At 69.9% G+C, this 12,200-nt stretch carries 9 protein-coding genes and 1 tRNA gene; 6 read left to right on the forward strand and 4 right to left on the reverse strand.

Translation table 11 applies throughout. The annotated features are described in order from the left end of the window. The first annotated feature begins 257 nt into the window (after window positions 1–257). A complete protein-coding gene (locus ACTWQR_RS03640) occupies window positions 258–1,394 on the forward strand; it encodes an acyl-CoA dehydrogenase family protein (protein ID WP_443225398.1) in 1,137 nt (378 codons plus the stop codon). 187 nt (window positions 1,395–1,581) lie between these two features. Here the strand turns inward: ACTWQR_RS03640 and ACTWQR_RS03645 are convergent, their stop codons facing one another. The 4 genes from ACTWQR_RS03645 to ACTWQR_RS03660 all read right to left on the reverse strand — a co-directional run bounded on the left by ACTWQR_RS03645 (window position 1,582) and on the right by ACTWQR_RS03660 (window position 5,605). Further along, window positions 1,582–1,911, reverse strand: coding sequence for a rhodanese-like domain-containing protein (locus tag ACTWQR_RS03645; RefSeq protein WP_443225571.1), 330 nt, complete (start codon window positions 1,909–1,911; stop codon window positions 1,582–1,584). Window positions 1,912–2,020: 109 nt separating this feature from the next. Continuing rightward, complete coding sequence (locus ACTWQR_RS03650; protein ID WP_443225399.1) at window positions 2,021–2,995, reverse strand: hypothetical protein; 975 nt, start codon at window positions 2,993–2,995, stop codon at window positions 2,021–2,023. 100 nt (window positions 2,996–3,095) lie between these two features. Then, entirely contained in the window at window positions 3,096–4,538 is a 1,443-nt protein-coding gene (locus tag ACTWQR_RS03655) for a DUF2252 domain-containing protein (protein WP_443225400.1), read from the reverse strand. Between the two features lie 980 nt (window positions 4,539–5,518). Further along, a tRNA-Leu gene (locus tag ACTWQR_RS03660) sits at window positions 5,519–5,605 on the reverse strand. Window positions 5,606–6,168: 563 nt separating this feature from the next. Here ACTWQR_RS03660 and ACTWQR_RS03665 point away from each other — a divergent pair. The 5 genes from ACTWQR_RS03665 (at window position 6,169) to ACTWQR_RS03685 (ending at window position 12,161) form a co-directional block, all read left to right on the forward strand. Then, window positions 6,169–7,011: an FhaA domain-containing protein gene (locus tag ACTWQR_RS03665; protein ID WP_443225401.1), complete on the forward strand. Its 843-nt coding sequence runs from the start codon at window positions 6,169–6,171 to the stop codon at window positions 7,009–7,011. A gap of 10 nt (window positions 7,012–7,021) precedes the next feature. Further along, window positions 7,022–7,543 (forward strand): FHA domain-containing protein FhaB/FipA, encoded by a 522-nt coding sequence (locus tag ACTWQR_RS03670; RefSeq protein WP_443225402.1) that lies wholly within the window; start codon window positions 7,022–7,024, stop codon window positions 7,541–7,543. Window positions 7,544–7,633: 90 nt separating this feature from the next. Then, window positions 7,634–9,205: a Stp1/IreP family PP2C-type Ser/Thr phosphatase gene (locus tag ACTWQR_RS03675; protein WP_443225572.1), complete on the forward strand. Its 1,572-nt coding sequence runs from the start codon at window positions 7,634–7,636 to the stop codon at window positions 9,203–9,205. Window positions 9,206–9,231: 26 nt separating this feature from the next. Further along, window positions 9,232–10,668, forward strand: a complete 1,437-nt coding sequence (locus tag ACTWQR_RS03680; protein WP_443225403.1) for an FtsW/RodA/SpoVE family cell cycle protein — start codon at window positions 9,232–9,234, stop codon at window positions 10,666–10,668. Further along, on the forward strand, window positions 10,665–12,161 hold the full coding sequence (locus tag ACTWQR_RS03685) for a peptidoglycan D,D-transpeptidase FtsI family protein (protein WP_443225404.1): 1,497 nt from the start codon (window positions 10,665–10,667) through the stop codon (window positions 12,159–12,161). Before ACTWQR_RS03680 ends, ACTWQR_RS03685 begins: the two co-directional genes overlap by 4 nt. Window positions 12,162–12,200 lie beyond the last annotated feature (39 nt).

Raw genomic sequence — 12,200 nt, forward strand, 5'->3', positions numbered from 1 at the left:
CCCCGATGTCGGCCTGATTCCCTCGCCGGCCCGCAGGGCGTCGTACCGCCCCCGCGGCGCCGCGACGCGACGTTCGCACCGGAACGGTACTCAGGCCCACCCGTCCAGGACAGCCCCAAAAGCCACAGCGGCCACAAGGTTATCCACAGCGGTGGACACCTTACGGCCCTGGTCCCGACCCGTTCCCTTCTTGTAGAACCTGTTCTATCTTGACGCTCCGTCAGATCAGGAGATCCGGGACCGGAGAGGACGGGATCGTGGACTTCACCTTCACCGAGGAGCAGCAGGCGGCCGTGGAGGCGGCGAAGGCGGTGTTCGCGGGGGTCGCGCCCGACGGTGTACCGAGTCCCGCGCTCACCGCGGGCGCCGTCGCGGACGACTTCGACCGTGCGCTGTGGGCCAGGCTCGCCGACGCGGACCTGCTGAGCCTGCTGCTCGACGCCCGCTACGGCGGCGCGGGCCTGGACGCCATCGCGCTGTGCCTGGTGCTGCGCGAGTCGGCGAAGGTGCTCGCGCGAGTGCCGCTGCTGGAGAGCGGTGCGGCGGCCCTGGCCGTGCAGACGTACGGCGGTGAGGAGCTGAAGGCGGAGCTGCTGGCGCGGGCCGGCCGGGGCGAGGTGGTGCTGACTGTCGCCGCGAACGGGCGCACCGGGCACGACGGCGCCGAACTCGCCGTGACCGCGTGGCGGGAGGGCGACACCTGGGTGCTGGACGGGGTACAGACGGCCGTTCCCTGGGCACAGAACGCGGACTTCGTGCTCGTACCCGCGTTGAGCACCGTTTCGGGCCGTTCCGTACTCGCCCTCGTACCCCGCGTCCACGAAGGCGCGGTGCTCGCCGAGCAGGTCTCCACGACGGGCGAGCGGCTCGGCGAACTCCGGCTGGATTCCGCACGCGTCGCCGCCCGTGACGTCATCGACGCCGAGGGCGCCTGGGAGTGGTTGCGTGAGCTCCTCGCGACCGGGACGTGTGCGCTGGCGCTCGGGCTGGGCGAGGGCGTGCTCGGGATGACGAGCGAATACACCAGCAAGCGGGAGCAGTTCGGGTTCCCGGTCGCCACGTTCCAGGCCGTGGCCGTGCAGGCCGCCGACCGCTACATCGACCTGCGCGCGATGGAGGTGACCCTCTGGCAGGCCGCATGGCGGATCAGTACGGGGGCGGGCGGGGCGCTGCCCTCGTCCGGTGACGTCGCCGTCGCCAAGATCTGGGCATCCGAGGGCGTACGACGCGTGGTGCAGACCGCGCAGCATCTGCACGGGGGCTTCGGCGCGGACACCGACTACCCCCTGCACCGGTACCACGCCTGGGCCAAGCACCTGGAGCTCTCGCTCGGCCCGGCGGCGGCACACGAGGAGGCCCTGGGAGACCTGCTGGCGGCGCATGCGCTGGGGTGAGGGCTCCCGCGGCCCGTTTTCTCCCGCGCGAGAGCCACCGCGGCCCGCTTCCTCGGCCCGGTCACCCCGCTGGGGCAGGACGACTTCCGCCTGCCCGCGCCGGAGTGAGGCACGACAGAGCATGGGGAGGCACGCCAGAGCATCGTGAGGCGTGACAGAGCATCGGGCACGATGTCCTGCCGTGCCGCTAGAGCACGAAGCCCGGCCGGCCCTTGTCGTCCACCACGGGGCGGCCCACGGCCGCCCAGACCTGCATGCCGCCGTCGACGTTCACCGCGTCGATGCCCTGCTGGGCCAGGTACATCGCGACCTGCGCCGAACGGCCGCCGGAGCGGCAGATCACATGGATCCTGCCGTCCTGCGGCGCCGCCTCGGTCAGCTCGCCGTAACGGGCCACGAAATCGCTGATGGGGATGTGCAGTGCCCCTTCCGCGTGACCTGCCTGCCACTCGTCGTCCTCCCGGACGTCCAGCAGGAAGTCTCCGTCCGAGAGATCCCCGACCTCGACCGTGGGCACACCAGCTCCGAATTGCATGCCTCTGACGCTACCTGACCTGGTCGCCGCCCCGGTCCGCCCGGTGTACGCGAACGAGTCGTACGCGACCGGATCAGGCCTGAGATCGGCCTCAGGCCCCACTGCCGAGCAACCCCGCCAGCTCCGCCTCCCGCTCGCCCACCTGCGTCAGCAACTGCTCGGCGATCTCCTCCAGGAGCCGGTCGGGGTCGTCCGGCGCCATCTTGAGCATCGCTCCGATCGCGCTCTCCTCCAGATCGCGGGCCACGAACGTGAGCAGATCCTTGCGCTGGGCGAGCCATTCGAGGCGGGCGTAGAGCTCCTCGCTGCGGCTCGGGCGCCACTCCTCGGGCACGGGACCGGCGGCCCACTCCTCGGACAGCTCCCGGAGCAGCGCCTCGTCCCCACGGCCGTACGCGGCGTTGACCCGAGCGATGAACTCATCGCGCCGCGCGCGCTCGCCGTCGTCCTGAGCCAGGTCGGGGTGCGCCTTGCGGACGAGCTCCCGGTAGAGCTTGCGGGCCTCGTCGCTCGGCCGGACCCGCTGCGGCGGCCGCACCGGCTGGTCGGTCAGCATGGCCGAGGCCTCCGGGGACAGCCCGTCCGAGTCGAGCCAGTCGTGGAACAGTTCCTCGATCCCCGGCATCGGCATGACGCGGGCGCGCGCTTCCCGCGCCTTGCGCACGTCCTCCGGGTCGCCGGTGCGCGCGGCCCGGGCCTCGGCGATCTGCGCCTCCAGCTCGTCGAGCCGTGAGTACATCGGCCCGAGCTTCTGGTGGTGCAGCCGGGAGAAGTTCTCCACCTCGACCCGGAACGTCTCCACCGCGATCTCGTACTCGATCAGCGCCTGCTCGGCCGCCCGCACGGCCCGCTCCAGCCGCTCCTCGGGCCACGCCTGCTCTTCGCCTCCGCCTCCGGCGTCGCCCGAGGGCTCGTCACCCCCGGCCTCCGTGCCCGACGGCTCATCAGCCCCCGGCACCGCGTCGGCGCCCGGCTCGGCGGACGGCCCGTCCTCGACGGGCGGCTCGCCGCGGGGCGGCTCCGCGGAGGGCTCGGACGGGTACTGCTCAGCTTCCGGGGTCGTCACACGACCAGCCTAGGCCACGGCTCCGCCACCCCCTCAAAAGCGCCTGGACAAGGGCTTTACCGCCAGGGCAAGCGCCCCTCACCCTAAGCGCCCCTAGGAGTCAGACCCCCAACTCGGCCACGACCCGTCCCGCCCGCACAGCTGCCACCAGCTCCGTGTGGTCCGCCTCTGTCCGGTCCGCGTACGCCACCGAGAAGGAGGCGATGGCCTCGTCCAGCTCCTCGCTCTTGCCGCAGTACCCCGAGATCAGCCGCGGATCGGCGCTGTGGGCGTGCGCCCGCGCGAGCAGCGCCCCTGTCATGCGTGCGTAGTCGTCTATCTGGTCCGCGGCCAGCGCCGCGGGATCGACGCTGCCCTTGCGGTTGCGGAACTGCCGTACCTGGAACGGGCGCCCGTCGACCGAGGTCCAACCGAGGAGGATGTCGCTGACGACCTGCATGCGCTTCTGCCCGAGAACGACGCGACGGCCCTCGTGCACGACCTCCGGCACCGGAAGACCGGCCGTCTCCAGGTGCGGCACCAGTACGGAGCCGCGGGTCTCCTTCACCTGGAGCACGAGAGGCTCACCGCGGTGGTCCAGCAGCAGCACCACGTACGAGCGGGCGCCCACGCTTCCCGTGCCGACCACGCGGAACGCGACATCGTGCACCGCGTACCGAGCGAGGAGCGGGAGCCGGTCCTCGGAGAGCGTGCCCAGGTACTCCTCCAGCGAGAACGCCACCGCGGCGGCCTCCTCGTCGGGGACGCGCCGCAGCACCGGCGGAGCGTCGACGAAACGACGCCCGCCGCCCTCGACGACCTCCGTCGACTTCGCCGCGAACCGCCCGCTGGTGTTGGCCCGCGCCTTCTCCGAGACCCGCTCCAGCGTGCCGAGCAGGTCGTGGGCGTCGGTGTGGGAGACCAACTCCTCGTCCGCGATGGCGTTCCACGCGTCCAGGACCGGGAGCTTGGCCAGCAGCCGCATGGTGCGCCGGTAGGAACCGGCCGCGAACTGCGCCGCCTTGCGGCAGGTGTCCTCGTCCGCACCCGCCTCGCGGCCGGCGAGCACCAGGGAGGCCGCGAGCCGCTTGAGGTCCCACTCCCACGGCCCGTGCACGGTCTCGTCGAAGTCGTTCAGGTCGATGACGAGGCCACCGCGCGCGTCCGCGTACAGGCCGAAGTTCCCCGCGTGCGCGTCCCCGCAGATCTGCGCGCCGATGCCCGTCAGGGGCGTACGCGCCAGGTCGTACGCCATGAGTCCGGCCGAACCGCGCAGGAAGGCGAAGGGGGTGGCCGCCATCCTGCCGACCCGTATCGGCGTGAGGTGGGGGATCCGGTCGCGACTGGACTCCTCGACCGCGGTCACGGCGTCCGGGCGATCGCCGTTCGTATCCACGGAGGCGTGCGCGCTGCGCGGGACGCGCTCCCGCAGCGCCTTGCCCTCATCCTTGGGGGAGCTCTTCGCGGCCCACTGCGCGAACCCGCGCACGCTCGGAACCCTTGCTGTCCCGGCCACCGCGCCACCGACCTCGCTCACACCGACCGCCTCCCCGTGCACGAACATCAACTCGTGATGACCGTACAGCCGGGCGTCTACCCGCGTTAGCCCCTGTGGACAACTCCCCGCCTGTGGAAAACTCCCCAGCTCAGCGCGAACGACCCGGCCCGCAGCCCCGGCCCTCATCCCCGGCCCGCAAGACCGGCCGGCCTTCAGGACCCACCCCACCGCCGGGCACCCGCGCCGGGCACCCGCCGCCGCTACTTCCGGAACCGCTCCGGGCACTGCCGTCCGCTGCGGCCGCAGCGGAGCGCCGCAGCGGACCGTCGCCGGTCGCCAGGACGTCGCCGAAGCCGTTCAGCGGTGCCGAAGCCGTTCAGTAATAGCGGCCGCCCTGCGGGGCGGGCAGGGCGGCGAGTTCGGCGAGGTCCTCGGCGCCGAGCCGCACATCCGCCGCACCCGCGTTGTCCAGGAGGTACTTCGGAGTCTTGGTGCCGGGGATCGGGACGACGTACTCTCCCTGGGTCAGGACTGCGGCCTGGCTTTGGTCCTGACCCAGGCCAGGCCGCGCCGGAAGTCGTCCTGCGGCAGGTCGTCGAGGAGGTGAATCGTCCGGCGAGGAAGCCGCCCTTGCTCGTCACGCGGGGTGGCCAGGTCGGTTGACCAATCATGAACGGCTTACTTCGTAATGTGGTGGCACCGGCTCACTCGGCGCACCCCGTTGAGGTGGAGATGCGGGACGCCTGTGCTCGGCGGCGAGCGCCCCCGCCGCCGCCGAACCCGCCACCGGCGAAAAACCAAAGATCGCGGAACCTGGACATCCACCGGCCCTCTGGTGCCGACCGCCCGACCCGGGTCCAGCGCCACCCCAGCGCCCCCCCCAAGAACAACCAGCAGCACAAAACGCAGGGGCCCCGACCGTGAGATACCTCACCGCCGGGGCCCTGCCATGTCGCTGTCCGAGCCGCAGCCCCACCAGCACAACGAGAAACGGGCCCCCACCATGACTTTCGTCACTGGTGAAGACCCGTTCCATCGGTTCTTCATGGTGCGCGAGGGGGGAGTTGAACCCCCACGCCCTTGCGGGCACTGGAACCTGAATCCAGCGCGTCTGCCTATTCCGCCACCCGCGCATTGGGTGTGTCATCCGTCTCTCACCGGGTGGGTGAGCGCCGCCGACATGCAGAAGATTAGCACGGTGGAGAGGGTGGATTCACACCCGTTTCCGGGGCCGGCGACGGGGCAGCCGACCCGGGCGCCACCCCTGTGTCACCCCGTCATCACCTGCGGAGCCAGCCAGTGCGACGCCCCGTAGGGCACTCAGGAGGGGCCCCGAACTGTGCCCCGAACGGCGCCTGGACCCCACCGCCCCCGTGCGCTACGTATCAGCCGCAACCGGTTCACGTATCAACCTCGTACCGGTCCCGGCCATCTCCCCAGGAGGCGGCCAGGGTCGGCAGCCGGGTGCGGGACACTGTGGTGAAGCCGCCTCTACGATCCTTCCCAACGGAGTGTGCGGGGGGAGTTCGAAGAGGAGCTCCGGCGGGAACCTCGGGAGGGGACTTCAGTGGGCTCATGGGCGTCGACATCAGTCGACACCCGTCGACCGGGCCGACAGGGGGAACCAGCCGATTTCCCGGCGCGTGGATACGATCAGTAAGCAGTACCAGGGCGATGACAAAGGAGGAGGTGCCCCATGGGAGTCCTGAAGAAGTTCGAGCAACGTCTCGAAGGTCTGGTCAACGGCACCTTCGCCAAGGTGTTCAAGTCCGAGGTCCAGCCAGTCGAGATCGCGGGAGCGCTCCAGCGGGAGTGCGACAACAACGCGACCATCTGGAACCGCGACCGGACCGTCGTGCCCAACGATTTCATCGTGGAGCTGAGTACGCCGGACTACGAGCGCCTCAGTCCCTACTCCGGCCAGCTCGGCGACGAGCTGGCAGGCATGGTGCGCGACTACGCCAAGCAGCAGCGCTACACGTTCATGGGCCCCATCAAGGTCCACCTGGAGAAGGCGGACGACCTCGACACCGGTCTGTACCGGGTACGCAGCCGTACGCTCGCCTCCTCCGCCAACCAGCAGGCCGCTCCCGAGCGAGCCCCCGCGGGCGGCCGTCCCGGGGGCTACGGGTATCCGCCGGCGGCCCAGCCGGCCGGTGCTCCCCCCATGCCGTCCGCGCCGCCGCCCGGCGGCCGTCCGGGCCCGACGCCCATGGGACAGCGGCCCGCCGCTGCTCCCGGACCGGTGCCCGGTGCTCGCGTGCGGCACTGGATCGAGGTCAATGGCACCCGCCATCAGATCTCCCGCCCGACGCTGGTGCTGGGCCGCAGCACCGAAGCCGACGTGCGGATCGACGACCCCGGCGTCTCGCGCCGGCACTGTGAGATCCGGACCGGAACGCCCTCGACGATCCAGGATCTCGGGTCCACCAACGGCATCGTGGTGGACGGGCAGCACACCACCCGCGCTACGCTCCGCGACGGCTCGCGGATCGTCGTGGGCAGTACCACCATCATTTACCGGCAAGCCGAAGGGTGAAGCGGGGGCAATGTCAGAGCTGACCCTCACGGTCATGCGGCTGGGTTTCCTGGCCGTACTGTGGCTGTTCGTGATCGTGGCCGTGCAGGTCATCCGCAGCGACCTGTTCGGAACGCGTGTCACACAGCGCGGCTCGCGCCGGGACGCCCAAAGGCCGCAGCAGGCGGCGCGCCAGGCCGCGCCGCCCCAGCAGCGCCAGCAGGCCGCACCGAGCGGCGGCGGCCGTCAGCGCCGTGGCGCCCCCACCAAGCTGGTCGTCTCGGAGGGCACCCTCACGGGTACGACAGTCGCCCTCCAGGGGCAGACCATCACGCTGGGCCGCGCGCACGACAGCACCATCGTGCTGGACGACGACTACGCCTCCAGCAGGCATGCCAGGATCTACCCGGATCGTGACGGCCAGTGGATCGTCGAGGATCTCGGGTCCACGAACGGCACGTATCTCGACCGGAACCGACTGACGACTCCCACGCCCGTACCGCTGGGCGCGCCGATCCGCATCGGCAAGACCGTCATCGAGCTGCGGAAGTAGTACGACAATGAGCGAGCGGAGCGAGCGAGCAGCGGCGGTCCACACGACGGACCCCGGCGCGCTCCCGACCGGAGGGTGGGCACCGTGCGGATGTACCCGGAGCCGACGGGCGAGGTGCGCATGAGTCTGTCACTGCGCTTCGCCGCCGGATCGCACAAAGGCATGATCCGCGAGGGCAACGAGGACTCCGGCTACGCCGGTCCTCGCCTGCTCGCGATCGCCGACGGAATGGGCGGCCAGGCCGCCGGTGAGGTCGCCTCCTCCGAGGTGATCTCCACCATCGTCGCGCTCGACGACGACGTGCCGGGCTCCGACATTCTCACCTCGCTCGGCACCGCCGTACAGCGCGCCAACGACCAGCTCAGGATGATGGTCGAGGAGGACCCCCAGCTCGAGGGCATGGGGACGACTCTCACGGCACTCCTGTGGACCGGGCAGCGGCTCGGCCTCGTACACGTCGGCGACTCCCGCGCGTACCTCCTGCGGGACGGCGTACTGACGCAGATCACCCAGGACCACACCTGGGTGCAGCGCCTCGTGGACGAGGGCCGCATCACAGAGGACGAGGCCACCACTCACCCGCAGCGGTCTCTGCTGATGCGGGCGCTGGGCAGCGGCGACCACGTCGAGCCCGACCTCTCCATCCGTGAAGTCCGCGCCGGCGACCGGTACCTGATCTGCTCCGACGGACTGTCGGGGGTGGTCAGCCATCAGACGATGGAGGACACCCTCGCCAGCTACCAGGGCCCCCAGGAGACCGTGCAGGAGCTGATCCAGCTCGCGCTGCGCGGTGGTGGCCCCGACAACATCACGGTCATCGTGGCCGACGTCCTCGACATCGACAGCGGAGACACCCTCGCCGGGCAGCTCTCCGACACCCCTGTCATCGTGGGCGCGGTCGCCGAGAACCAGCAGCAGCAGCTGCACGACAACGGCGCCATGCAGACCCCGGCGGGCCGCGCGTCCAGCCTCGGCCGTCAGGTGCCCGGGCAGGGCGGCGGCGAGTTCGGCCCGCCCGGCAGCGGCGACACCACCGGCTACGTACCCACCGACGGCTTCGGCGGCTACTCCGACGACGACTTCGTCAAGCCGCGCTCCGGACGCAAGTGGCTGAAGAGATCCCTCTACGCCGCGCTCGCGCTCGCTGTCATCGGCGGCGGGCTGTACGGCGGCTACCGCTGGACGCAGACGCAGTACTACGTCGGCACCAAGGGCGAGCACGTCGCGCTGTACCGCGGCATCAGCCAGGACCTGGCCTGGGTCTCGCTCTCGAAGGTCGAGAAGGACCACCCCGAGATCGAACTCAAGTACCTGCCGCCGTACCAGCAGAAGCAGGTCAAGGCCACGATCGCCGAGGGCGGCCTGAGCGACGCCGCCTCGAAGATCGAGGAGCTGGCCACGCAGGCGTCCGCGTGCAAGAAGGACGCCGAGCGCCGCGAAGCCGAGAGCGAGCAGAACTCGAAGACCGGCGAGGGCGAGGCCGGCGGCGTCACGGGAACCACACGGACGTCGGCCGCGTCCAAGGCGGCACCGACGCCGACGGCGACCCCGTCATCCCCGTCGCCCGACCCGTCCAAGTCCACGACCGCACCCACTCCCACACCCGGCCCCAGCCTCTCCGACGAAGAGCAGAAGCTGGTCTCGCTGTGCGGTAAGCAGTAAGCAGCCGTGAGGGGCCCTGTCACACGATGAGCAGTACTTCCAACCCGTCGACACAGCACACGTCCACGATCGGCGCGATCGGAACGCCGAGCCGGCGCAACACCGAGCTCGCGCTGCTGGTGTTCGCCGTCGTCATCCCGGTGTTCGCCTACGCCAACGTCGGTCTGGCCATCAATGACTCGGTGCCGCCCGGCCTGCTGAGCTACGGCCTCGGGCTCGGCCTGCTCGCGGGCGTCGGCCACATCGTCGTACGGAAGTTCGCGCCGTACGCGGACCCGCTGCTGCTGCCCCTGGCAACGCTGCTCAACGGCGTCGGCCTTGTGGTCATCTGGCGGCTCGACCAGTCGAGGCGGCTGCAGGCGAGCAACACGTTCGTCGAGGCGGCCCCCCGCCAGCTGCTGTACTCCGCGCTGGGCGTCGCCCTGTTCGTGGTCGTACTGATCTTCCTCAAGGACCACCGCGTCCTGCAGCGCTACACCTACATCTCCATGGTCGGCGCGCTGATCCTGCTGCTCCTGCCGCTGGTCCCGGGCCTCGGCCTGAACGTCTTCGGCGCCAGGATCTGGATCTCGATCGCCGGTTTCACCATCCAGCCGGGAGAGTTCGCGAAGATCGTCCTCGCGATCTTCTTCGCCGGCTATCTGATGGTGAAGAGAGACGCCCTGGCCCTGGCCAGCCGCCGCTTCATGGGCCTCTACCTGCCGCGCGGTCGCGACCTCGGACCGATCCTCGTCGTCTGGGCGATCTCGATCCTGATCCTGGTCTTCGAGACCGACCTCGGTACGTCGCTGCTGTTCTTCGGAATGTTCATCATCATGCTGTATGTCGCCACCGAGCGCACCAGCTGGATCGTCTTCGGCATGCTGATGTCCGGGGCCGGCGCCGTCGGCGTCGCCACCTTCGAACCGCACGTCCAGCAGCGCGTCGAGGCCTGGCTCGACCCGATGCGCGAGTACACGCTCAGCCAGGAGGGCGTGGTCGGACACACCGAGCAGTCGATGCAGGCCCTGTGGGCCTTCGGCTCCGGCGGCACCCTCGGCACCGGTCTCGGCCAGGGCAACTCCGACCTCATCGGCTTCGCCGCCAACTCCGACTTCATCCTCGCCACCTTCGGCGAGGAACTGGGCCTGGCCGGCGTGATGGCCATCCTGCTGCTGTACGGGCTGATCGTGGAGCGCGGCGTGCGCACCTCACTCGCCGCCCGCGACCCCTTCGGCAAGCTGCTGGCCATCGGCCTGTCCGGCGCCTTCGCCCTCCAGGTCTTCGTCGTCGCCGGCGGCGTCATGGGCCTGATCCCGCTGACCGGTATGACGATGCCGTTCCTGGCGTACGGAGGTTCCTCCGTCATCGCCAACTGGGCCCTCATCGGCATCCTGATCAGAATCAGCGACACCGCGCGCCGCCCCGCGCCCGCCCCCGCGCCCAGTCCCGACGCCGAGATGACCCAGGTGGTCCGACCGTGAACAAGCCCCTGCGACGGATCGCGATCTTCTGCGGGCTCCTTGTCCTCGCGCTCCTCATCCGCGACAACTGGATCCAGTACGTCCAGGCCGACTCGCTGAAGGACGACCCCAAGAACCGCCGCGTCGCCATCGCCCGCTACGCCACACCGCGCGGCGACATCATCGTCGACGGCAACCCGATCACCGGGTCCACCAAGACCAGCGGCGACGACTTCAACGACTTCGAGTACAAGCGCACGTACAAGGACGGCGCGATGTGGGCCCCCGTCACGGGCTACGCCTCGCAGGCCTTCGGCGCCACACAGTTGGAGAGCATCGAGGACGGCATCCTCACCGGTGACGACGACCGGCTCTTCTTCCGCCGCACGCTCGACATGGTCACCGGCAAGAAGCAGGAGGGCGGCAATGTCGTCACCACGCTCAACGCCGCCGCGCAGAAGGCCGCGTACAACGGCCTGCTGAAGCAGGGCAAGGGCGCCGTCGCCGCCATCGACCCGTCCACCGGAGCGATCCTGGCGCTGGCCTCCACCCCCTCGTACGACCCCTCGACGTTCGCCGGAAACTCCACCAAGGTCGACGGCGAGGCCTGGAAGAAGCTTCAGAAGAAGAACAACCCGGACAACCCGATGCTCAACCGGGCGCTGCGCGAGATCTACCCGCCCGGCTCCACCTTCAAGGTGGTCACCGCGGCCGCCGCCCTGGAGCACGACCTCTACACGGACCCCGACGCGAAGACCGAATCGCCGGACCCGTGGATCATGCCGGGCACCACCACCAAGCTGCCGAACGAGGGCACCATCCCTTGTGAGAACGCCACGCTCCGCCAGGCCCTGAGGTTCTCCTGCAACACCGTCTTCGGCAAGGTCGGCTTCGACCTCGGCAAGGACAAGATGCTGGAGACCGCCAAGAAGTTCGGCTTCAACGAGGAGCAGTTCATCCCGGTCCGCTCCAGCGCCTCCAACTTCCCCGAGGAGATGGACAAGCCGCAGACCGCGCTCAGCTCCATCGGCCAGTTCGAGACCGCCACGACCCCGCTGCAGATGGCCATGGTGGCCTCCGCCGTCGCCAACAACGGCACGCTTATGAAGCCGTACATGATCGACAAGCGCCAGGCGCCGAACCTCGACGTCATCGAGCAGACCGACCCCGAGAAGATGAGCCAGCCACTCTCCGAGGAGAACGCCCAGATCCTGCAGTCGATGATGGAGACGGTCGTCAAGGAGGGCACCGGCACCAACGCCCAGATCAACGAGAACGGCGTCACCGTCGGCGGCAAGACCGGTACCGCCCAGCGTGGTGTCGACAACAGCCAGAACCCGTACGCCTGGTTCATCTCGTACGCGAAGACCAGCGACGGCAGCTCTCCGGTCGCCGTCGCCGTGGTGGTCGAGGACGAGAGCGCCAACCGTGGCGACATCTCCGGCGGCGGTCTCGCCGCACCGATCGCCAAGGACGTGATGAAGGCAGTCATCGACAGCAAGCCGGGATCATAAATGAACGCGACGAGCGCGATGAACGTAAGAAAGACCGCG

Origin of the sequence: Streptomyces sp. 2A115 (assembly GCF_052245575.1) — a bacterium.
Lineage (GTDB): Bacteria > Actinomycetota > Actinomycetes > Streptomycetales > Streptomycetaceae > Streptomyces.